This window comes from Streptomyces sp. GbtcB6 (assembly GCF_019091475.1).
Classification (GTDB): Bacteria; Actinomycetota; Actinomycetes; order Streptomycetales; family Streptomycetaceae; genus Streptomyces; species Streptomyces hyaluromycini.
Genome location: NZ_JAGXJL010000003.1, coordinates 526082 through 547275 on the forward strand (window position 1 = coordinate 526082; position 21194 = coordinate 547275).

General features: G+C 71.1%; 20 protein-coding genes and 1 pseudogene. 16 read left to right on the forward strand and 5 right to left on the reverse strand.

From position 1 onward, the window contains the following. Positions 1-4: 4 nt before the first annotated feature. The 3 genes from KVT45_RS07810 to KVT45_RS07820 are packed head-to-tail and all read right to left on the reverse strand — an operon-like array spanning position 5 to position 3800. On the reverse strand, positions 5-1435 hold the full coding sequence (locus tag KVT45_RS07810; RefSeq protein WP_217545750.1) for an exopolysaccharide biosynthesis polyprenyl glycosylphosphotransferase: 1431 nt from the start codon (positions 1433-1435) through the stop codon (positions 5-7). Further along, positions 1432-2613: a glycosyltransferase gene (locus KVT45_RS07815; RefSeq protein ID WP_217545751.1), complete on the reverse strand. Its 1182-nt coding sequence runs from the start codon at positions 2611-2613 to the stop codon at positions 1432-1434. Before KVT45_RS07815 ends, KVT45_RS07810 begins: the two co-directional genes overlap by 4 nt. 53 nt (positions 2614-2666) lie before the next feature. Beyond that, positions 2667-3800, reverse strand: a complete 1134-nt coding sequence (locus KVT45_RS07820) for a DUF3344 domain-containing protein (RefSeq protein WP_217545752.1) — start codon at positions 3798-3800, stop codon at positions 2667-2669. 404 nt (positions 3801-4204) lie between these two features. Here KVT45_RS07820 and KVT45_RS07825 point away from each other — a divergent pair. The 5 genes and pseudogenes from KVT45_RS07825 to KVT45_RS07845 all read left to right on the forward strand — a co-directional run. Next, positions 4205-4380 (forward strand): annotated as a pseudogene (locus tag KVT45_RS07825) (IS5/IS1182 family transposase); the annotation flags it as partial. Between the two features lie 136 nt (positions 4381-4516). After that, positions 4517-4756, forward strand: a complete 240-nt coding sequence (locus KVT45_RS07830; RefSeq protein ID WP_089105305.1) for a hypothetical protein — start codon at positions 4517-4519, stop codon at positions 4754-4756. Between the two features lie 303 nt (positions 4757-5059). After that, positions 5060-5341: a hypothetical protein gene (locus KVT45_RS07835; protein ID WP_217545753.1), complete on the forward strand. Its 282-nt coding sequence runs from the start codon at positions 5060-5062 to the stop codon at positions 5339-5341. A 190-nt stretch (positions 5342-5531) separates the two neighbouring features. Beyond that, positions 5532-5921, forward strand: a complete 390-nt coding sequence (locus KVT45_RS07840) for a tyrosinase cofactor (protein WP_217545803.1) — start codon at positions 5532-5534, stop codon at positions 5919-5921. Next, positions 5905-6771 (forward strand): tyrosinase family protein, encoded by an 867-nt coding sequence (locus tag KVT45_RS07845; protein WP_217545754.1) that lies wholly within the window; start codon positions 5905-5907, stop codon positions 6769-6771. Before KVT45_RS07840 ends, KVT45_RS07845 begins: the two co-directional genes overlap by 17 nt. A gap of 124 nt (positions 6772-6895) precedes the next feature. On the opposite strand, the gene KVT45_RS07850 is transcribed toward KVT45_RS07845, so the two are convergent. Beyond that, on the reverse strand, positions 6896-7825 hold the full coding sequence (locus tag KVT45_RS07850) for an NAD(P)-dependent oxidoreductase (RefSeq protein WP_217545755.1): 930 nt from the start codon (positions 7823-7825) through the stop codon (positions 6896-6898). Positions 7826-7852: 27 nt separating this feature from the next. Continuing rightward, a complete protein-coding gene (locus KVT45_RS07855) occupies positions 7853-8791 on the reverse strand; it encodes a ScbA/BarX family gamma-butyrolactone biosynthesis protein (RefSeq protein ID WP_217545756.1) in 939 nt (312 codons plus the stop codon). Positions 8792-9251: 460 nt separating this feature from the next. On the opposite strand from KVT45_RS07855, the gene KVT45_RS07860 reads away from it, so the two are divergent. The 11 genes from KVT45_RS07860 to KVT45_RS07910 all read left to right on the forward strand — a co-directional run. Next, entirely contained in the window at positions 9252-10067 is an 816-nt protein-coding gene (locus KVT45_RS07860; RefSeq protein WP_217545757.1) for a response regulator transcription factor, read from the forward strand. Between the two features lie 404 nt (positions 10068-10471). After that, positions 10472-11665, forward strand: a complete 1194-nt coding sequence (locus KVT45_RS07865; RefSeq protein WP_217545758.1) for an acyltransferase — start codon at positions 10472-10474, stop codon at positions 11663-11665. 190 nt (positions 11666-11855) lie between these two features. Beyond that, positions 11856-12662 (forward strand): SAM-dependent methyltransferase, encoded by an 807-nt coding sequence (locus tag KVT45_RS07870; RefSeq protein ID WP_217545759.1) that lies wholly within the window; start codon positions 11856-11858, stop codon positions 12660-12662. A gap of 184 nt (positions 12663-12846) precedes the next feature. Continuing rightward, complete coding sequence (locus KVT45_RS07875; RefSeq protein WP_217545760.1) at positions 12847-13800, forward strand: erythromycin esterase family protein; 954 nt, start codon at positions 12847-12849, stop codon at positions 13798-13800. 471 nt (positions 13801-14271) lie between these two features. After that, positions 14272-14931 carry a hemerythrin domain-containing protein gene (locus KVT45_RS07880; protein WP_217545761.1) on the forward strand — a complete coding sequence of 220 codons (660 nt, stop codon included), beginning with the start codon at positions 14272-14274 and terminating at the stop codon, positions 14929-14931. Positions 14932-15141: 210 nt separating this feature from the next. After that, the gene (locus tag KVT45_RS07885; protein ID WP_217545762.1) at positions 15142-16401 is read left to right on the forward strand and encodes a nucleotide disphospho-sugar-binding domain-containing protein; all 1260 of its coding nucleotides are present in this window, start codon (positions 15142-15144) and stop codon (positions 16399-16401) included. Positions 16402-16407: 6 nt separating this feature from the next. Next, a complete protein-coding gene (locus tag KVT45_RS07890; protein WP_217545763.1) occupies positions 16408-17007 on the forward strand; it encodes a dTDP-4-dehydrorhamnose 3,5-epimerase family protein in 600 nt (199 codons plus the stop codon). Positions 17008-17030: 23 nt separating this feature from the next. Continuing rightward, positions 17031-18341, forward strand: coding sequence for a lipopolysaccharide biosynthesis protein RfbH (gene rfbH, locus KVT45_RS07895; protein WP_217545764.1), 1311 nt, complete (start codon positions 17031-17033; stop codon positions 18339-18341). A gap of 59 nt (positions 18342-18400) precedes the next feature. Then, positions 18401-19837 (forward strand): NDP-hexose 2,3-dehydratase family protein, encoded by a 1437-nt coding sequence (locus tag KVT45_RS07900; protein WP_217545765.1) that lies wholly within the window; start codon positions 18401-18403, stop codon positions 19835-19837. Next, positions 19804-20844 (forward strand): Gfo/Idh/MocA family oxidoreductase, encoded by a 1041-nt coding sequence (locus KVT45_RS07905; RefSeq protein WP_308310673.1) that lies wholly within the window; start codon positions 19804-19806, stop codon positions 20842-20844. The genes KVT45_RS07900 and KVT45_RS07905 overlap by 34 nt, the downstream gene beginning before the upstream one ends. A gap of 140 nt (positions 20845-20984) precedes the next feature. Continuing rightward, a partial coding sequence (locus KVT45_RS07910) for an MFS transporter (RefSeq protein WP_368857549.1) occupies positions 20985-21194 on the forward strand: 210 nt, incomplete at its 3' end.

The window sequence follows — 21194 nt, forward strand, 5'->3', positions numbered from 1 at the left end:
GCGGTCAGCTTCCCGTCGGGCGTACGAGCGCGGCGGCGGTGCGCAGCAGGATGCAGACGTCCTGCCACAGCGACCAGTTGTCGATGTAGGCGTTGTCGAACCGGCAGCGGTCCTCGATCGAGGTGTCACCGCGCAGCCCGTGGACCTGGGCGAGGCCGGTAAGGCCGGTCCGCACCCGGTGACGTGCCGCGTAACCCGGGTGTTTCTGGCTGAACTGCGCGACGAAATAAGGACGTTCGGGGCGCGGTCCGACCAGGCTCATGTCCCCCCGGAGCACATTCCACAACTGGAGCAGCTCGTCGAGCGAGGTGCGCCGCAGAATGCGGCAGAACCGGCGCATCTCGTGCTCGTTCGCCACGCTCCACCGGGTCGCCGCCTCGTGTTCGTCGGCCGGGCGGTGCGTGCGGAACTTGAGCAGCGTGAACGGCCTGCCGTCCTTTCCGATCCGCTCCTGCCGGAACACCACGCCCGGCCCGTCACAGATCCGCAGCACCACCGCACAGGCCAGAAGCAGCGGGCTGACCAGCAGCAACAGCGACCCGGACAGGACGACGTCGAGCACGCGCTTGCCGAAACCGCCGCGGCGCTGCGCGGCCATCTCCAGGCGCCGGCACGGGAATCCGGCCAGCCGGCCCCTCGGCCCGTACGACGGTGTCTCCGCGTCGAGCTCCCAGATCAGGCAGCCCGACTTGGCCAGAGCCCGCAGCAGCGGACCGTGCTCGGTCCGCGCGGAAGGGTGGACGGCCAGCACCGCGCGCACTCCGTTCTGGATGGCCGCCCGCTGGACCTCCTCGCCCGTCGTCAGCACCGGCAGACTCCCGGTGCCGTCCGGACGGTCGGCTACGACGCCCACCGGGCGCACCCCGCACCCCGGGTGCCGCAGCACGGCCGCGGCCACGCGCTGGGCGGTGGCCGCCGGGCCGATGACGAGCGCGGTGCGCGGGTGGCGCAGCAGCGCCGCGCGTCGCCTCGCGTCCACGGCTCCGCGCAGGGCACAGCTCGCCGCGATCTGCACGGCGAGGCCCGTCAAGAGCACGCGGAGGGACAACGTGTGTTGCGGCCGGTACATCGCCACGAGTGCCGCGAGCGCCAGCCAGGCGACCGCGATCCGCCCGCACACGGCGGGCAGTTGCTCCAGGAACCCCTCTTCCGGCGATCGTGCCCGGTCCGGACGCAGCAACAGCGACGCGGCCACGAGCACGCTCACGGACAGCGCGGGAAGCGCCGCTCCGAACGGCGTCAGGCCGGCCAGCACGGCGGCCGCACCATCGGCGACGAGCAGCGGCACCGGCGAGGCGAACCGGGCCGGGGCCCTGCGGACGGGGGACCGGAACCCAGGGGCGGTGCCGCCGCGCGGCGGCATGACCGAGACGGGCGAGAATCCGTGGCTCCGAGGCTGTGCGCCGGGGAGGGGAACGGTGCTTTCCGCGGTCACGAGTGGATGGACTCCCTGTGCGAGGTGGGCGCGGAGGGGGGCGCCGCCCACGGACCGATCAGGTCGCGGTAGAGGTCCGCCACCGCCCCGGTGGCGTGCCGCACGTCGTGCCCGGTGAGTACGTGCCTGCGTCCCTGGTGACCGAGCGACTCGCGCAGCGGTGGGTCGAGCAGGAGTGCGGCGAGCGCCTCGGCCAGCGCTGTCGGGTTCCCGGCCGGGACCAGGCAGCGCGGGCCCAGTGAGGGTGGCAGGCTTTCGCGGGCGCCGTCGACATCCGTGACCACCACCGGCCGCCCGCAGGCCATCGCCTCCAGCGGGGCCAGTGCCATGCCCTCCCAGCGCGACGGCAGAACGACCAGATCCGCCGCCTGGTACCAGGGGACGACGTCGGCCACGCCTCCTGCGAACAGCACCGAGGCGGGCGCCCGGCGGAGCAGGAGATCGCGGTCCGGTCCGTCGCCGACCAGGGCGAGACGTGCGCCGCGGACCCGGCGGGCGACCGCGTTCCACGCCTCCAGCAGGACGTCCTGGCCCTTCTGCCGGCACAGGCGTCCCACGCAGACGACGAGCGGCGTGGCGGGGTCGAGTCCTCGTAGCGGTGCCGGTCGGATGTTCTCGGCACCGCCGGGGGCGGGCCGGTACCGCTGCGGATCGACGCCGTTGGGAATGACGCTCCACTGTGCCTCGATCCCGGCGCGCACACCGGCTGCTCGTTCCGCCTCGCTGACACACACGACGCGCGAGGCCCAACGCGCTCCCCACCGCTCCCACCGCAGGGCGAGCGCCGAGGTGAACCCGCCCACGGCCTGGAACGACCACGCGTGCGGCTGGAAGACGGTGGGGAGGCGCTTGCGGACGGCGAGCCGTCCGGCGATCCCGGCCTTCGCGCTGTGCAGGTGCACCAGATCGGGGCGTACCTCACCGACGATGCGGGCCAGGTCACGTACCTCCCGGACGAGTGGCGCACCGGGCGACCGTGTCGCGTGCCAGCGCCGTACGTCCGCGCCCAGCGTCCCCAGTTCGGCGGTGAGCGCGCCGTCGGGGCAGGCGACCGTGACGGCGCCTCCGGCGGCGCGCTGAGCCCGTACCAGGTCCGTCACGACCCGCGCGACTCCGCCGTCCACGGGCTGCGTGACGTGAAGGACACGGGGTCGAGGGCCGGTTGCTGACAGATGCATACGCGATGTCCTCGCTCACAGTGGCGCTCGGTTCGGCACGGGGGGAGTACGTCTCACCGCTGGGCGTCGACGGCGACGAAGAACGCGCCTGCCCAGGCCATGTCCTGACGGGACGTCAGCCGGAAGGTCAGCCGGTCGCCGCCGTCCCGCAGCGCTCGTGCGAGGTCGAAGACGTCCGAGTCGTAGCCGAGGGTGTCGGCGTAGGCGGGCACACGGTCCGGCGGGGTCTTACCGGGCTGGCTGATCGTCGAGTTGAGGACGTCGTCGACCGGGTCGGCCGGATCGGTGAGCACGGTGACGGCGGTGCGCTCACCGTGCGCGGTCGCGCGGGTGGTGGTGAGGCGGAGCGTGTCACCGCTCACGCCGCGGTCACCGTCGTACGCCACCAGGCCCGCGCTGCCGCCGGCGCCCCTGGGGAGACGCCGCGCGATTTTCCCGAGGTCGACCTCCCCGGTCGGCGTCACCGCTTCGAAGCCGTCCCAGAGAGAAAGACGCCGCAGCGGATCCGCCGGGTTCTCGTACGCCACCACCAGCGTCCAGCCGCCCCACGCGCCGGCCGGGGACGTTCCCTTCGCCACGTTGACCTGGGCCACCGTGTACAGGCCCGGCTTGCTGTCCCGCACCATTTCCGTGACGTCGGCGGAGGCCTGGAAGGCATCGGCGCCGTTCGCCACGTGGTGGCCGACGACCGTGTCCGCGAGGACCTCCTTGTACTCTCCGCCGGGTTCGGCGATCAGTACGCGCCCGTTGTCCTTCGGCGGCTTCTGCTCACCGACCCGGAGGTTGCCGCCCCAGTACAGCCGTGCGTAGCTGACCCGTGATCCTTCGGGAAGACGGACCTCCGCGCGCGAGGAGTTGTATGTGTTCGGGTCCCGGTCGACGTCGATGTACGTCATGTCGAAGGCGCCGTTCACCCCGGTTTCCCCGGTTCGCACCGCCGGACAGGCGGCCGCCGTCGTCGTCGCGGGAACCGGTTGGTCCGCACGGCAGGTGATGGAGGTGTTGGCGGCGCGCACGATGCCGCCGTGCTGCAGGGCCTGGTACCGCTCGGTGAACGGGATACGGTCCGCCTCCGGTGACGGTGGCGCCGCGGAGGCGGCGGCCAGGGCAGCGGGTGCCAGGATCCCGGCCAGGGCAAGGGCGGTGACCGCCCCATGGCGCAGCGGGGGGAGCAAGGAGTCGCGCATGACCGGTTTTGGGCCTTCCGGAAAGGTTGTGAAAGGAGGGGAGGACGCCATGGAGACGATGCGTGCGCCGCGCAGGGCACGCCGGAGGTGAGCAACTCTAGACGCCAGTGGTACTTATCCGGCGAAACCAACGAAAGTGTCGTAATTGTGAATGTTGGTCGGGCATCGTGCGGTCATGCCGGAACAGGCCGGTTCGTGTCCTCGCGGGGGGACAGCGGTTCCCGGGGGCGGACGGTCCCGCCCTTTCCGGTACCGGTCCGGGCCGCGCGGAATCCGTGAGCCCTTTTGGCGTGGCGCACCCGGCCTGCTGCGCGCCCTGCGCGAGGCCGACGCCGACTACGTCCTGCTGGACGGCACCCTGGGCCGGTCCCTTGGGGGCGACGCCCCTCGGACGCCCGCCGGGCCGTGATCTGACGCCGACCCTGCAAACCGTCAACCGGGCGCTGTCCGCAGCACGGGCGCCGGTCGAGTGCGGCGTCGCACATATGAAGTCCTGGCGGATCTTCCGCGGTCCCGGTGCAGTCCGAATCGAATGTCGTCAGTCTCCGCGGCCGTCCTCACTCTGGAGCGGCAGTGCTGAAAGAGCTTCGTGAGTCATGGATCTCATATGAGGACTCGGTAATTTCGGCCCACCTGGTTTCCGGATCGTCCGGGGCTCGTTGATTACGACGACAGCATTACCGCTGGCTGTTTACCCATCGAAGAAAGGAACACCAATGAAGTCTCTGAAGGCTGCCGCCGTTGTTGCCGGGTCCCTCGTCGTGGCCGGTGCCGCCGCACCCGCGTTCGCGGTGGACGTGCCGTCCGGCCTGAATGGCACGGTGAAGACCGTGACCCAGGGAGTGGACGGGCTCGGCGTCACGAAGAACGGCCCGGTGAGCCACACTCTGCAGGGCGCCACCGGCGCTTTGAACGGTCAGAAGCCGCTTGTCGGCGGTCTGCCCCTGGGCGGCTGACGATGCCGCGATCTCCGCTGGCCGCTGTTTCTTGACCGGCGCTCACCGGCGTATCGGTGACGTTTCGAACAGGCCGATTCCGTAGCGTGCGGAGTCGGCCTTCGGTCTCTTCGGCGCTCCTCACCGGCTTTCGCAGGAGGGTGGGAAGAAACCATACGGCAGAGGCCGTTCCTGCGATTGAGCTTTGAATGCGTATGGGGAATTTTCCGGTGAGGGGGTTTCCGGCGTCCTCGTGGCTCGTTGACCGTGGTGGGGCCATGCTCTTCGCAGACCCGCATGTTTCGCTGATGAAAGGAAACCACCATGAAGCCCTTGAAGCCCATGAAGGCTGCCGCGCTCGTCGTCGGCGCCCTGACCGTTGCCGGTGCGGCCGCGCCCGCCGTCGCCCACGGCGGCACCGGGGCCAAGGACGCGGATCTCGCCGGAGTGGTGAAGCAGGTCACCGGGGGGCCTGTCAGCGTGCAACCGCTGCAGACCCTGCACACGCTCGCCGCGAACGGGGAAGGGGCTCTCCCCGGCCCCCTCAAGGACGAGGGGCACACCGTGCACCAGCGCACGGTCGGCCGGTTGGTCGGCGGACTGTAGAACCGGCCGGTGCCCACGGACGGCCGGGGATTCCCGTCCTGCCGCCGGTGCCGGAACGACACTCGACGGGAAGTTCGGAGGAGCATTGACCATACCGGTGAACACCGCGTCGAACCCCGCGGAACCCGTGGGCTCCGCGAAGCCCACGGAGCGGCGTTGGGTGCTGTGGGGGCTGCTGGCCACGGGCACCATGGCGGCTATGGCGCCGGCCCCGCCGGCGCCGGGGCGGTCCGCTCCGGAGAAGGCGCGGTTCGTCGAGACATACCGTGGGCGGCGCATCACCGGAGTGAGGTACGGCGTCGGCCCGTCCGGGGACCCCTGCTGCGAAATGTGGCACGTCACGGTGGACGGACGCCCGCTGCCCCTGATGCGCCGGGCGGACGGCAGCTGGATGACCATGGTCGACCACTACCAGTCGTACCCGACCCCGCTCTTAGCCGCCCGCGCCGCCGTGGACGAACTGGGCCCCACCGCGCGGCCGGCGGCGCCGGACGGGAACGACGGCCGCATGGACCACAGCGGCGAGCGGAGTGAGCAGCCGAGATCCCCGAAGGACCATGTCCATGGTGTACACGCGTAAGGATGTCAGCACGCTCACCCGTTCCGAGCGGCGCCGGTTCGTCAACGCGGTGCTTGAGCTCAAACGCAGCGGTGAATACGACGAGTTCGTGCGCATGCACATCGCGTACTACACGCCCGACGGCGAGAGGGGTCTGCGTGCCGCCCACATGACACCCTCCTTCCTGCCGTGGCACCGGAAGTTCCTGGTGGACTTCGAGCGGGCACTGCGCCGCGTGGACGCGTCGGTGACCGTGCCGTACTGGGACTGGACCCGCAATCGCACCCCGACCGCCGTACCGTGGACCGAGGATCTGCTCGGAGCCGACGGGCGGCGTTCCGACCGGCAGGTCAGGTCCGGCCCCTTCGCGTTCCGTAACGGCCGGTGGACCATCACGGTAGGGGTGACCGACACCGAGTACCTCATGCGTGATCTCGGCCGTTCCCACGATCCGATCGCCCTGCCGACGTCCCGGGACGTGGAGTCGGCCGTCGCCGATCCCCTGTACGACACGGCTCCCTGGAACTCCACCTCCCCCAAGGGATTCCGCAACAAGCTGGAAGGGTGGGGGCCGGGACACCCTCCGGCTTCGTGGCGCAACCACAACAGGGTTCACCGTTGGGTGGGCGGTCACATGGTCAGCGGCGCGTCCGTCAATGACCCTGTGTTCTGGCTGCATCACGCCTTCGTCGATCTCCAGTGGTCCCGCTGGCGGCAGCGCCATCCATCTGCCCGCTACCTCCCCGCGAAGCCGCCCGCCCCCGGCGACACCCAGCACGGCAGGATCGTCGCACGGCGGGAGAAGCTGCCACCCTGGGACGTGACACCGCAGCAGATGGAGGACCACGGCGGGATCTACCGGTACGCGTAGCCCGTTCGGGCGCCGCGTGGCCGGGGGGTTGGCCGTGACATGGTTCCGGTGTCGAAGGACCCGGAAGGGTCCGGTGTGGGGCCACCGGACCCGGTACCGGGCGCAGCGGGTGCCGGGCGGAGATTCAGTTCGTCACAAGCGTCGAGCGGTACCACTGTTCGGCACGGCCGAACCACGTGGCGAAGCCACCGCCCGGACACTGACCGAGATCCGCCCAGAGGGCGTCGGCCTCGAAGAAGTGGTCCGTCGTCAGGATGTCGAGTGTGGCCGGCGGGACCCCCTTGGCCGCGAGGATCGCCTTGGCCCCCTCGACGGTGAGGTTGTCACTCGGCCAGGGGATCCCGGCGCAGTCGGCGACCGCCCGCAGCGCGCTGCCGACGGTGACCGGCGTCGGATCCGCGGCGTGGTACACCCGCGAGGTCAGCACCCCGTCCGGGGCCAGCGCCGTGGCGACCAGCAGCCGTGCCAGGTCCGGCGCGCCGATCACCGACGCCAGCGACAGCCAGTCGGCCACCACTCCCGGCAGGGCCCGCAGCAGCCGTGCCAGGTTCGGACCGACCCACATGTCCCCTGCTCCGAAGACCAGATGGGGCCTGAGCACCACACCGCCGGCCGCGAGGACCGTGTCCTCCGCCGCCGCGCGGGTACGGGAGGTGACGGAGACCGGATTGCGGGTGAGCTCCTCGGGCCGGTGGCCGCGGAAGGTGCCGCGGCCGTACACCGAGGCCGTGCTGAGCTGGACGATCCGGCGTACTCCGGCCCGCCGCGCCTCGGCGACCAGCGCCGCCGTGCCGCGCGCGTTGACCGCCTCGTTGGCCGCGGCGCTGCCGCCGATCTGCGCCGCGCAGTGCAGGAGCACGTCGACCCCGTCGCACACCCCGCGCAGCGAGCCGGGGTCGGTGAGGTCGGCGTGCACGGTCCGCGCCCCGGAGCAGGACCGGGGCAGGGACCGGTGGTGGCTCATGAGCCTGAGGTCGGCCCGCCGGCGCTGTGCCTCGCGCGTCACGTGGGCGCCGACGAACCCGGACGCGCCGGTGATGAGAAGGATGGGCACGGGGACTCTCCCGGGGAGCGGTCGGGGTCAGCGGACACGTGGCCGCAGGACGAGTTCGGCGGTGAAGACCGTCTCCTGCCGCTGGCTGCCGCACACCCGAACCAGCAGGTCACCGGTGCTGCCGTACGGTTCGGGGGCGGCCGTGATCCAGCAGGGCGCGTCCAGTTCGGCGTACCGCACGAACTCGCTGCGCATGCCGAGCAGCAGGGCGCAGGGTGCCCCGGTGCGGGCGTGCGCGGCCTGCCGGGCGGCCTCCAGGAGGAACATGCCGGGTATGTGGTCGACCGGGTGGTCGAAGTAGGTCGGGTGCGCGGTGTCGACCCGCAGTTCCCATCTGTCGTACGCGCCGGGCGCGGGCTCGCACAGCACGACGTGCCGGGTGCCGGCGTGGCCCACGGCGGCCGGGTCGAGGGCCGGTGGCGGGGTGCGGTCGGTGGTGGTGGGGCGCTCTCCGCGCATCCTGCGGTACACCTCCGGGCTCATGCAGCGGAACGCGGCCGAGGCGGTGGCCCGGGCCCCGTTCTCCCGCACCACGGTGACGTCGTAGCGCATCTCCCGCAGCCGGCCCGCGCGGCGGACGACGTCCCGGCAGACCGTGTGCATCTCGACGTCGGTGGGGACCACGTCCGTGACCAGCAGGTCGGGCTCGGCGGTCACGGACATGTCAGACATGAGGAACTGGTGGCCGAACGGGACGTCGAACTCGGCGTGGGCGAGCAGGGAGCCGATCTGGCGGACGGACTCGATCAGCAGCATCGGGTCCTGGTAGCCCGCGTCCGGCGCGAACAGCGCGTGGCTGCGCGGCCATTGGGCCCGGACGGCGAAGCCGTCGGGTCCGGCCTGTTCCCAGCTGGTGAGCAGGACTTCGGAGACCGCCGCGCGATGGACGTACTCACGCGGCACAGTGGTGGTCAGTCCGGGAAGCGTGGGCTTCGGGGCGATGGCCCGGTCGGTGAGGTGCGGCATGTGTCGCGCTCCTGTCGGTGTGACGGAAGGGGGCAACAACGTGCCGTACGCCGACTGTCACCCCCCGTGGCCGACGTTCTAGCGACAAGATACAGACAGGTCGGTCCGGTTCTGCAAGAGGGGAGCCGATTTCCTAGGGAAGTCGAGAACCTTGATGCTCTGCGGGTGTGACGGCTGTTGGCCGTTTTGTCGGGACTGCCCCCATGAAACATGCAAGGTTGTATGTTTTAAAGCGCAAACATAGCCCACGATTGGACTTGGGCCGGGGTTGATTAGCGGAGTCATCACTATCACTTGTCTGACAATCCGGAGAAAATGCAGCTCAGGAATGGGGTGTTGAGGGGTGGCTGGAGGGTGTCGCCTCGTGGTCTGGGTAATTGACAATCAGACAAGTCTGTTTGGTATGGTCTCGTTGTGAACCCGCAGTCCAAGACGATGTGATGTGGCCCAGGGGGAGCAGATGACCCGGCAGTACGCGGACCTCTTAGCGCCGTCACCGCGGCGTCACCGCTCGCACGTTCCGGCCGCTCCGGTCGTTCCGGCCGCCTCGGCCGCCTCGGCCGGGCAGTCGGCTCCCTCGCCCCCCGCATCGCCGGCGGGGGCCGTGAACGTCCTGGTCGTGGAGAACGACCAGCGGTCCGCCGACGCGCTGTTGCACGAGCTGGTCCGGCACGGGTACGCCACCCGCAGTGCGGCCACCGGCGCGCAGGCGCTGCGCGGGCACCGCGAGGCGGACCTGATCCTGCTCGACCTCGACCTGCCCGACCTGGACGGTCTTGAGGTGTGCCGGGGCATCCGGGCGGTCAGCGACCTGCCGATCATCGCCGTCACGGCGCGCGACTCGGAACTGGACTGCGTGCTGTGCCTGCAGGCGGGCTCGGACGACTATCTCGTCAAGCCCTACGGCTTCCGGGAGTTACTGGCCCGGATGGAGGCGGTGCTGCGGCGGGCGCGGGTGCAGCCGGCGGCCCCGCCGGCCGCCGGCGGGGCCGTCACCCACGGGCCGCTGCGCATCGATCCGGGCGCCCGGACGGCCACCCTCGACGGTCACCCGCTCGACCTGACGCGCAAGGAGTTCGACCTCCTCCACCTGCTCGCCTCGCAGCCCACCACGGTGATTCCGCGCCGCCAGATCATGGCCCAGGTGTGGGACGACGCCTGGTCACCGCGCGGCCGCACGATCGACACCCATGTCGGCACCCTGCGCGGCAAACTCGGCGCCAGCGCCTGGATCGTGACCGTCCGCGGGGTCGGTTTCCGGATCGGGACCCCCTAGGCGTCGTTGCAGCAGTTCCAGCCGGTCCCGGGTGTGAGTCGGGGCCGGCCGGACGCCGTTGCCGAACGTCCGCCGGTACAGACAGAGATGAGCGGTGACGGCCGCCGGGGAGACCCGGCGGCCCTGTCGTGTCCGGGGGTGTGTGGTGCCGTCGGGAACGGGTTGACTTCCGTGACGGAGGACTGTCACGCTCTTCGCGGCGGCCGATGTATGCCTCCGTGCGCCTGCTGGGCAGCCGGGGCGTCCCGCCGGACGGTCTGTTCGAACCGTTCCCTCTCTTTCCTCTTCTGCGATCCGGCTTGTGCCGCTGACACCGCGTGGCAGGTCTTCGGGCCCGCCACGCGGTGTTCTGTCGTGCGGCGCCGGCGGTTCCGTGTCGTTCGTGCCCTGCGAAGGAGACCTTCATGACCATCCCCACCCAGCGCCCGCAGGCCGCGGCGCCCGGCCGGTCCCGGCGGGCGCCGTCGCTCACCGGGCTGCCCTCGCTGACCGGGCTCCGGTTCTACGCGGCGACGGCCGTGTTCCTGTACCACGTCACCAGTCCCCAGCTCAGTCCGTTCAGCGGCGGGACCGCCCACGACGCGACCCGGCTGTTCGGCATCGCGGGCGGGCTCGGGGTGTCGTTCTTCTTCATCCTCAGCGGGTTCATCCTCACCTGGTCCGCCCGCCCCACGGACACCCCGGCCCTCTTCATGCGCCGCCGCCTGGTCAAGCTCTACCCCAACCACCTGGTCACCTTCGTGATCTCGCTGCTGGTCTTCGCCGGCGCGACCACCACCGCCTGGCAGAACTGGCTGCCCAACCTGCTGCTGGTGCAGACCTGGTCCTGGAACCCGGCGGTGTCGTTCAGCGTCAACGCCCCGAGCTGGTCGCTCGGTTGCGAGCTGCTGTTCTACCTGTGCTTCCCGCTGCTGCTCCGCGCGGTGAAGGCGATCTCCCCGGCCCGGCTGTGGGCGTGGGCGGTGGTCTTCGCCGCCGCCGTCGTGGCCGTCCCGGCCTTCGCGTACGCCGTGCTGCCCGGTGAGGTGCGCATCCCCGGCTGGCAGGCGAGCGAGGTGCAGAACTGGTTCGTGTACCAGCTGCCGCCGGTGCGGATGCTGGAGTTCGTGCTCGGCATGCTGCTCGCCCGGATCGTCCTGACCGACCGGTGGGTGGGCGTGCGGCTGTGGCAGGCGGTGCTGCTGTGCGTCGCCGCGTACGCCGTGGCGCTCAACGTGCCCTACCTGTACACCCTTTCCGCGGTGTGGGTGATCCCGCTCGGCCTGCTCATCCCGGCCGCCGCGGTCGCCGACGTGCAAGGGCGGCGCTCGCCGTTCCGGGGACGGGTGATGAAGTGGCTCGGCGAGGTGTCGTTCGCGTTCTACCTGCTTCAGGCCACCGTGCTCATCGGCGGCAACAAGTACCTGGCCGGACACGCCCCCTACGGCTTCGGCAAGGCGCTCGGGCTGAGCCTGCTCGCCTGGGCGCTCACCACCGTCCTCGCGTACCTGCTGTACACCGTGGTCGAGCGACCGGCGATGAAGTACCTCAGCCGCCCGCGGCGCAGGGGCGCGGACGCGGGAGCGGGCACGACCGAGCAGACGATCGGCGTCCGTTGACACGGGACGCGCACGGATGTCACGCTTTTTCGCGGAACCCTGTGCCCTGAAACGGCATGACGAAGGCGATGTCCACCGGTGAACCCCGGTTCGGACATCGCCTTTTCTGTTTGCCCCGCCCCGTGCCGACGGGGCGAGCGCGGGCTCCCCGAATGAAACCCCCGACCCGTCACCAAGGATGTGTGGACACATGCCCGAGACCAAGACCCCCGACCAGTTTCCGCACGCCGCGCGCATCATGGACTACTTCCTGGGAGGTTCCGAGAACCTCCCGGTGGACCGTGCCGCGGCGGACGGCATCGTGAAGCTGCTGCCCGGCGGCCCGCTGGGGGCGCGTGCCAACCGGCGCTTCCTCAACCGGGCCGTGCGCACCGCCACCCGGCGTGGCATCCGCCAGTTCCTGGACATCGGCAGCGGCATCCCCGCCGCCGAGGCCACCCACGAGGTCGCGCCCGAGGCCAAGGTCGTCTACGTCGACAACGACCCGGTCGTGGGCGACATCGCCCGCCGGATCCTGGGCGAGAACCCGGACGCCCGCACGGCGTACGTCGACGCGGACTTCCGCGACCCCGAGGCCGTGCTGACCGCCCCCGCGACCAAGGAACTGCTCGACTTCTCCGAGCCGGTGGCGGTGGTGCTCGGCGCGCTGCTGCACTTCGTCGTCGACGCCGAGGACCCGTACGCCGTCGTGGAGCGCTACAAGAAGGCGCTGGCCCCCGGGAGCCTCGTCATCATCACCCACTCCAGCCCCGACTACGTCTCGGCACCGGTGCGGGCCGCGGTCGACGAGCTGTACACGAACCTGCGGGTCGACCTCGCCTCGCGTTCCCGTGCGGAGATCACGCGGTTCGTCGACACCGAGGGCTGGACGGTGCTCGCGCCCGGTGTGGTGTCCGTCAACGAGTGGGAGACCGAGGAGGAGCGGGCCTCCGACGCGGACTACCAGACCAACCGGGAGGACACGGCCGGCTTCGCCGCCGTCGCCGTCAGGAACTGACCTCCCGACCGGCCGGTGCACGGGACAGGACCGGAACCCGGGCCTAGGCTCCGGACGGTGGCCGTACCGCCCGGGGCCGGCGGATCCGGGTCCGCACGGTCCCGGTGCCACCGCGGCCGGCCTGTGCGGCGGCCGGCGACGTGCACCAGTACCGATCAGTCACCGCGATCATGGAGGTCCGGACATGACCGAGGCAGTGGCCCGGTGGATCGGGCGGCACGCCCATCCCCTCACCACACTCGATCCCGAAGCCCCGTTGACCGATCTCCTGCCGCTGGCCGGCATCGTGCGCGATGCCGAGGTCGTGGCCGTCGGTGCCGCCACCCGCCAGGCCCGCGAACTGTCCGTCCTCGCGCACCGGGTCCTGCGGCTGCTGGTCGAGGAACTGGGATTCCGGTCGCTCGTACTGGAAGGGGACGACGCGTCGAGGGTCGGGCTCGACGAGTACGTCGCCACGGGGACCGGGGACCCGCGGGCACTGCTGGCCGGGGCCCGCTCCTTCTGGCAGACCGAGGAGATCCTCGACGCCGTCCGCTGGATGCGCTCATTCAATCGCCGGCACCCCGACGACCCGGTCCGGTTCGCCGGGGCCGGCCGCGCCCTGAAGGGCCGGGCCTCCGTGCCCGGCGGCCCGGCCGGTGTCGAGCTGGGCCTGGCCGAGGACACGATCCGGTGGCATGAGAAGACCGCCGACAGGATCGTCTACTGGGGCGGCCTCATGCACACCGTCGACGCCGGTTCGCTGACCGTCTCACCCTCGTCCCCGCCGCAGACGCACCGGAACGCGGGCAGCCACCTCCGCGAACGCTTCGGCGCCGGGTATGCGTCCGTCGGCCTGACCTTCCACCACGGCACGGCTCCCTACCCCGTCCCGGCCCCGCCGGCGGAGTTCGCCGACGCGGTCCTCGGGGCCACCGGCCTGGACACCTACCTGCTGGACCTGCGCGCCGACAGCCCGGCCCCGGTGCGGACCTGGCTCGACACGCCGACCAGGACGCGCTGGATCGGCCGTCGCTACGACCCCGACGACGACGCGGCCCACCACCTTTCCGGCGGCTCGCTCGCCGACTGGTTCGACGTCGTCCTCCACACCCGGGAGGTCACCCCGGTGCGCCCCCTCCCGAGTGCCGGGAGCTGATACTCCGGACCCTCTGAAATACCGTCAACCAACCCTGAAAATAGGGCAGTTGACGCGTCTCCGGCTCGGATGTCACACTTTTTCCGGCGGCTTCATGCCCTCGTGCGGCATCGGTGTCCCGAGGGTGTCCGCGGGCCGGGCGCGCACAGGTGCTCTCCCCGGGACGGCCGCGCGGCCGAAACCCGCCGGGCGGCCACGCCCGCGGACGGCGGATCCGGACGTACCGGCCGGCCGGGGCCTCCACTGCGCCGGGCGAGATCGTGATCCGGACGACGGGTGGTCCGGAATCGGCCAAGAAGAGGCGGTCCCGCGGACCTCCCGAGCCCCTCGAAACCCTATCTGACCTGCCCTTTCAATCAATGGATGAGTGTCTGATGGTTGGGTTTCTGTTAGTTGGAAGAATTGATGGATAAGCTAGTTGACGATAGGCTGATGCGGTAACGCAGCAGTGCGACGCTGAGGGAGACAGCGATGAGCCAGGAGTTCAAGAACCACGACATGACGATGATGTTCGCCATCCACGACGCCCTGCGGCGGGAGCTGGAGCGGATCGCGCGCATCACGGCCCGGGTCGACGAGGACCCCCGCCATGTGCTGAGCACCGCGGTCGGATGGGAGCTGTTCAAGAAGTTCCTGACGATCCACCACACCTCCGAGGACATCACCGTGTGGCCGGTGATGCAGCAGGCGCTGGCCGGCCGGCCCGCCGAGCTGGCCCTGCTGGACGCGATGGAGGCCGAGCACGCGGTCATCGACCCGCTGCTCGCCGACATCGACGCGGCCCTCGCCGACCGGGACTCCGGTCTGGAGCGCCTCGGCGGCCTGACCGACACCCTCCACACGAAGCTCAGCGGCCACCTCGACCACGAGGAGGGCGAGGCTCTGAAGCTCATGGACATCACCATGACGAAGGAGGAGTGGGCGGCGTTCAGCACCGAGCAGCGCACCCGCGTCGGCGAAGACGCCCGCCGCTACCTGCCCTGGCTGCTCGACGACATGGCCGCCGCCAAGCTCACCGGCTTCCTGGCCAACATGCCCGAGCCGCTGCGCACCGCCTACGAGACCGAGTGGCGCGCCGCCTACGAGGAGCTGGACATCTGGGGCGCCAGGACCGGTTCCACCGCCCGCTGACCCGGCCCCCACCCGGGGGACCGACCATCTGACCCGACATCGACAAGGTGCCCCGCATCCCGTGCGATCCGGCCCGACCAGGGCCGGATCACGAGCGGGCGGGGCACCTTTCGCATGCCCGGTGGCGAGCGGGACCCGGCCGCGTGGCCGCGACCGTGGGCCGGCCTTCATCGATCACGACAGACTACGGACGATTAGAAGGAACTCACCATGCGGGTTCTCATCGCGGTCGCACCGCTGACCGCCCATCTGTACCCCAGCGTTCCGCTGGCGTGGGCGCTGCAGAGTGCCGGGCACGAGGTGCGGCTGGCCAGCGGCACCGCGCTGGCCGAACAGATCACCGCGGCCGGCCTCACCGCGGTCCGGCTCGGCGACGACCCGGCTTCGCCGCCGGACGTCTCCGAAGCGGAACTGGACCGGTTCAGCGAGGCCCTCGGGTTCGAGTCCGGATCCGACTACGGCCGGCTCTGGCAGTCGATCCGCTACTACCTCGTCGCGAACTGCGCGCGCTACTACCCGGACGCCGGCGGACGCCGGGATCTCACCGACAACCTGGTCGAGTTCGCCCGCGGCTGGCGGCCGGACCTGGTGATCTGGGACCCGGCCAACCCCGTGGGATCGGTCGCGGCCCGGGAATCGGGCGCCGCCTCCGCCCGGTTGCTGTGGGGTCCCGACTACTTCGGCTGGGTCCACGGGCGGCTGACCGAACGGTCGTACCCGCCGAACGCGCGGGAGAACCCGCTCGCCAGGACCCTGGAACCGATATTCGGGCGATTCGGCCACGACTTCTCCGCACGGATGCTGCTGGGCGACTTCACCGTGGATCCGCTCCCCGTACAGCTGCCCAGGCCGGACGGGCTGCGCGACGTGCCGATGCGCTGGGTGCCGTACACGGGATCGGCCGCGCTGCCGCAGTGGCTCTGGCAGCCGCCGGCGCGGCCCCGGGTCTGCCTGTCGCTGGGCGTCACCGCACGCGGCGAGTACACCGGTCCGGACCGGCGGATCGCCGCCGCGCTCGAGGCGGTCGCCGGCATGGACGTCGAGGTGGTGGCCACGGTCAACGCCGACCAGCTGGGCGACGACCAGAAGATTCCCGACAACGTGCGCATGGTCGACTACCTCCCGCTGACCCAGGTCATGCCGACCTGCTCGGCCGTCATCCACCACGGCGGCTTCGGCACGTTCTTCGCCGCCGCCGCGCACCGGGTGCCCCAGCTGGTCGTCACGGAGGAACTGGGCAGCCCGCTGTCCAGCTCCCGCTATCTGACGGCCAGGGGCGCGGGCGTCGCCCTGGCCGGCGACGGTCTGACCGCGGCGCAGGTGGGCGGCGAACTCTCCCGGCTGCTGACCGAGCCGTCCTTCCGGCAGGGGGCCGCCGACGTGTACGCGGACATGACCGCGGCGCCCAGCCCCGCCGAGATCGTGCCGATCCTGGAGCGGCTGGCCGCGCAGTACCGAACCCGGGACTGACCGGACATGGACGTGTTCGAGAGCGGCGTACCCGGCGCGTTCGTGTTCACGCCGAGACAGATCCGCGACGAGCGGGGCGCGTTCTTCGAAGCGCTCCGCTGCGACCGGGTCGAGGCGGTCACCGGACGTCCGTTCCGGCCCGAGCAGATCAACTACTCGGTGTCCCGGCGCAACACCCTGCGCGGCATCCACGGTGTGTCCGTACCACCGGGGCAGGCCAAGTACGTCACCTGCGTGCGCGGGGCGCTCCGCGACGTCGTCGTCGACCTGCGGGTCGGCTCGCCCACCTTCGGCCGCCACCACGTGACCCTGCTGGACGCCGGGTCCGGGCGCAGCGTGTACGTGCCGGAAGGAGTCGGGCACGGGTTCCTGACGCTCACCGACGACGCCTGCATCTGTTACGTGGTCTCCACCCGGTACGTGCCGGGCACCCAGATCGACATCAACCCCCTCGACTCCGACCTGGCGCTCCCCTGGGGATTCACCGAGCCGCCACTGATGTCGGAGAAGGACGCGCAGGCGCAGGGGATGCGCGAGGCGCTCGCGGCAGGGCTGCTCGCGAAGTGGCGGGACGCCGCGCCGGATCACACCGACGGCAAGCACTGACCACGGAAATGGGGCATGACGACATGCAGACAGAGCAGTCGAAGCAGCAGCTCTTGGAAATGGTCCGGAAGTACCACCGGGAAGCCCAGCCGGACACGAGCTTCGTCCCCGGGGTCACCGAGATATGGCCGTCCGGTGCGGTGCTGGACGAGGACGACCGCGCGGCGCTGGTCGAGGCCGCGCTGGACATGCGCATCGCCGCCGGGCCCAGCTCCCGCCGGTTCGAGTCGCGGTTCGCCCGCAAACTGGGACGGCGCAAGGCGCACCTCACCAACTCCGGGTCCTCGGCCAACCTGCTCGCGCTGTCCGCCCTGACCTCCCCGGCGCTGGAGGACCGGCGGCTGCGGCCCGGCGACGAGGTGATCACGGTCGCCGCCGGCTTCCCGACCACCGTCAACCCCATCCTGCAGAACGGCCTCGTGCCGGTCTTCGTGGATGTGGACCTGGGGACCTACAACACCACGGCCGAGCGGGTCGCCGAGGCCATCGGGCCGCGGACCCGGGCGATCATGATGGCCCACACGCTGGGCAACCCGTTCCCCGCCGGGCGGATCCGGGAACTCGCCGACGAGCACGAGCTGTTCTTCGTGGAGGACAACTGCGACGGCGTCGGTTCGCTGATCGACGGGCGCCTCACCGGCACCTTCGGAGACCTGAGCACGGTCAGCTTCTATCCCGCGCACCACCTCACCATGGGCGAGGGCGGCTGCGTACTCACCTCGAACCTGGCGCTCGCCCGCATCGTGGAGTCGATGCGGGACTGGGGGCGGGACTGCTGGTGCGAGCCGGGGGAGAGCAACAAGTGCCTCAAGCGGTTCTCCTACCAGATGGGCACGTTGCCGGCGGGCTACGACCACAAGTACGTCTTCTCCCACGTCGGGTACAACCTCAAGGCGACCGACCTGCAGGGCGCGCTGGGGCTGACCCAACTCGCCAAGCTGGACGAGTTCTGTGACGCGCGGCGGCGCAACTGGCGGCGGCTGCGCAGCGGTCTGGACGGCACCCCCGGGCTGCTCCTGCCCGAGGCGACCCCCGGCTCCGACCCCAGCTGGTTCGGGTTCGTCATCACCGTGGACCCGCAGGCCCGCTTCACCCGGGGCGAGCTGGTCGCGTTCCTGGAGGACCGCAGGATCGGCACCCGGCTGCTCTTCGCCGGGAACCTGACCAGGCATCCGGCCTACCTCGACCAGCCGCACCGGGTGGTCGGCGGACTCGCCAACAGCGACATCATCACCGACCACACCTTCTGGGTCGGCGTCTACCCCGGGCTCACCGAAGAGATGCTCGACTACGTGATCGCCTCGATCCGGGAGTTCGTGGCCGTCCACGGATGAACGCGTCGGCCCGCAGCGCCGCCCCGTCCATGATCCTCACCTGGTAAGGGAGTCCTCCCATGTCCCAGAACACCCTGTTGCGCCCCCGAGCGGACGCCGAACTGCCCGGCAGGCTGGCCGATTCGCTCAGCACCACACAGGGCGCGGTGCTGTCCACCGAGGAGTTCCCCCACTGGCTGGCCGAGCACCGGCGGGCCCATTCGTTCCGTGTGGACCGCATCCCCTTCAGCGAGCTTGACCGCTGGTCCTTCGACCCCGGCACCGGCAACGTGGTCCACGACAGCGGCCGCTTCTTCACCGTCGAGGGGCTGCACGTCACCACGGACGCCGGGCCGCGCCGGGAGTGGCACCAGCCGATCATCAAGCAGGCCGAGGTGGGCATCCTCGGGATCCTGGTGAAGGAGTTCGACGGGGTCCTGCACTGCCTGATGCAGGCGAAGATGGAGCCCGGCAATCCCAACCTGCTGCAGCTCTCCCCGACCGTGCAGGCCACCCGGAGCAACTACACCCGGGTGCACCAGGGCGCGCCGGTGCGGTACCTGGACTACTTCCTGGAGCCGGGCCGGGGCCGGATCCTCGCCGACGTGCTGCAGTCGGAGCACGGCGCGTGGTTCCACCGCAAGAGCAACCGGAACATGATCGTCGAGGTGGACGAGGACATCGAGCCGCACGGCGACTTCTGCTGGCTCACCCTCGGGCAGATCGGCGAGCTGCTGCACCTGGACAACGTGGTCAACATGGACTCCAGGACCGTGCTGGCCTGTGCCCCGATCGGGGCCGTCGCCCCGGACCGGGCGCGCGATCCGTTCGTGGCCGCGCTGGCCCGGTCCCGGAACGCCGGGGCGCTGCACTCCGACGTCGAACTGCTGTCCTGGTTCACGGCGGAGCGGGCCCGGCAGAACGTACGCGCCGAACGGGTACCGCTGGCCGGGTTGCCCGGGTGGGTCAGGGGCACCCACTCGATCGACCGGCACGACGGCAGGTTCTTCCGGGTGGTGGCACTGTCCGTGGAGGCCGGCAGCCGCGAGGTCAGCGGCTGGACCCAGCCCCTGATCGAACCCCGCGGCGTGGGCATCGCGGCGTTCGTCACCCGGCAGATCGACGGGGTGCTGCATGTGCTCATGCGGGCCAGGGCGGAGGCCGGGTTCCTGGAAGCGCTGGAGCTCGGACCCACCGTGCAGTGCGTCCCGGGCAACCACGACGATCTGGCGCCCGAGGACCGTCCTGACTTCCTCGACCTGGTGCTCTCCGCCGACCCGTCGACCGTGCGCTACGAGGCGGTGCACTCCGAGGAGGGAGGCCGCTTCCTCAACGCCGAGAGCCGTTACATGGTGGTGGAGGCCGGAGAGGACCAGGCGCCCCTCGACCCGCCGCCCGGCTTCTTCTGGCTGACCGTGGGCCAGCTGACCTCCCTGGTGAGCCACAGCAACTACGTCAACGTGCAGGCCCGCAGCCTGCTCGCGTGCCTGAACGGGATGCTCGCGAGGGCGCGGTGAGCGGCCGGTCCGACGCGGCGACGGTACGGATCGGCGTGCTCGGCTGTGCCGGCATCGCGCTGCGCCGGATGCTGCCGGCGATGGCGGCCCGCCCCGGCGTCGAAGTGGCGGCGATCGCCAGCCGGGACCCGGCCCGGGCGGCGGAGCAGGCCCGCCGGTACGGCTGCCGCGCCGTGCCCGGCTACGCCGAACTGCTGGACCGCGACGACGTGGACGCGGTGTACGTGCCGCTGCCGACGGGGCTGCACGCCGAGTGGGTGGCGGCCGCGCTGCGGGCCGGCAAGCACGTGCTGGCGGAGAAGCCGCTGACCACGGACGCGGCGCTGACCCGACGACTCCTCGACGAGGCCGCGGCGCGAGGCCTGGTGCTGATGGAGAACGTGATGTTCGTGCACCACGCGCAGCACGCCGAGGTACGGCGGCTGCTGGCCGCGGGCGCCATCGGGGAACCGCGGTCCCTGCACGCCACGTTCGCCGTCCCCGCGCTGCCCGACGACGACATCCGCTATCGGCCCGAACTCGGCGGTGGCGCACTGTGGGACGTCGGCGTCTACCCGGTCCGGGCGGCGATCCACCTGCTCGGACCGCACCTGCGGGTGGCCGGCGCCGAGCTGACGGCGTGCCCCGGCCGTCGGGTGGACACCTCGGGAGCAGCCCTGCTGGCGACCCCCTCCGGGGTGACCGCGCAGCTCACCTTCGGCCTTGAGCACGCCTACAGATCGGCGTACGAGGTACGGGGCAGCGCGGGCCACATCACCGTGGACCGGGCCTTCACCCCGCCCGCGGACCATGTCCCGGTACTGCGGGTGGTGCGCGGGTCGGAGACGGAGGAGCGCCGGCTCCTCCCCGACGACCAGGTCGCCAACACCGTGGACGCGTTCGCCCGGGCGGTGCGGGCCGGGACCCACCACGACCCCGACTGCCTCCGGCAGGCGCTGTTGCTGGACCGGCTGCGCCAGGCGGCCGACCGGACGCGACAGGACGAACACGCCTTGACCTCAACCTGAGTTGAGTTTCTACGGTTTCCGATGTCCAACGCCAACGACCAGGCAAGGAGAACCCGTTGAGTACCGACGTCGGTACCGCGGCAGCACCGCGGGCGACTCGAAGGGAGTGGCTGGGACTGGCGGTCCTCGCCCTTCCCACCATGCTCATCGCCATGGACCTGACGGTGCTGCATCTGGCACTGCCCACCCTCACCGCCGACCTGCGGCCCGGCAGCACCGAGCTGCTGTGGATCGTGGACATCTACGGATTCCTCATCGCGGGTGTCCTCATCCCCAAGGGCGCGATCGGGGACCGGATGGGCCGTAGGCGAGTGCTGCTGCTCGGGGCGGGCGGGATCGGGGTGGCCTCG

What these genes read in the sequence shown, in the direction of transcription:
- KVT45_RS07870 (WP_217545759.1), top strand. Translation starts at nt 11,856, where the DNA reads ATGCCCGAGACCAAGACCCCCGACCAGTTTCCGCACGCCGCGCGCATC.
- KVT45_RS07880 (WP_217545761.1), top strand. Translation starts at nt 14,272, where the DNA reads ATGAGCCAGGAGTTCAAGAACCACGACATGACGATGATGTTCGCCATC.
- KVT45_RS07860 (WP_217545757.1), top strand. Translation starts at nt 9,252, where the DNA reads ATGACCCGGCAGTACGCGGACCTCTTAGCGCCGTCACCGCGGCGTCAC.
- KVT45_RS07840 (WP_217545803.1), top strand. Translation starts at nt 5,532, where the DNA reads ATGGCGGCTATGGCGCCGGCCCCGCCGGCGCCGGGGCGGTCCGCTCCG.
- KVT45_RS07855 (WP_217545756.1), bottom strand. Translation starts at nt 8,791, where the DNA reads ATGCCGCACCTCACCGACCGGGCCATCGCCCCGAAGCCCACGCTTCCC.
- KVT45_RS07900 (WP_217545765.1), top strand. Translation starts at nt 18,401, where the DNA reads ATGTCCCAGAACACCCTGTTGCGCCCCCGAGCGGACGCCGAACTGCCC.
- KVT45_RS07885 (WP_217545762.1), top strand. Translation starts at nt 15,142, where the DNA reads ATGCGGGTTCTCATCGCGGTCGCACCGCTGACCGCCCATCTGTACCCC.
- KVT45_RS07820 (WP_217545752.1), bottom strand. Translation starts at nt 3,800, where the DNA reads ATGCGCGACTCCTTGCTCCCCCCGCTGCGCCATGGGGCGGTCACCGCC.
- KVT45_RS07815 (WP_217545751.1), bottom strand. Translation starts at nt 2,613, where the DNA reads ATGCATCTGTCAGCAACCGGCCCTCGACCCCGTGTCCTTCACGTCACG.
- KVT45_RS07845 (WP_217545754.1), top strand. Translation starts at nt 5,905, where the DNA reads ATGGTGTACACGCGTAAGGATGTCAGCACGCTCACCCGTTCCGAGCGG.
- KVT45_RS07890 (WP_217545763.1), top strand. Translation starts at nt 16,408, where the DNA reads ATGGACGTGTTCGAGAGCGGCGTACCCGGCGCGTTCGTGTTCACGCCG.
- KVT45_RS07835 (WP_217545753.1), top strand. Translation starts at nt 5,060, where the DNA reads ATGAAGCCCTTGAAGCCCATGAAGGCTGCCGCGCTCGTCGTCGGCGCC.
- KVT45_RS07865 (WP_217545758.1), top strand. Translation starts at nt 10,472, where the DNA reads ATGACCATCCCCACCCAGCGCCCGCAGGCCGCGGCGCCCGGCCGGTCC.
- KVT45_RS07875 (WP_217545760.1), top strand. Translation starts at nt 12,847, where the DNA reads ATGACCGAGGCAGTGGCCCGGTGGATCGGGCGGCACGCCCATCCCCTC.
- KVT45_RS07830 (WP_089105305.1), top strand. Translation starts at nt 4,517, where the DNA reads ATGAAGTCTCTGAAGGCTGCCGCCGTTGTTGCCGGGTCCCTCGTCGTG.
- rfbH (WP_217545764.1), top strand. Translation starts at nt 17,031, where the DNA reads ATGCAGACAGAGCAGTCGAAGCAGCAGCTCTTGGAAATGGTCCGGAAG.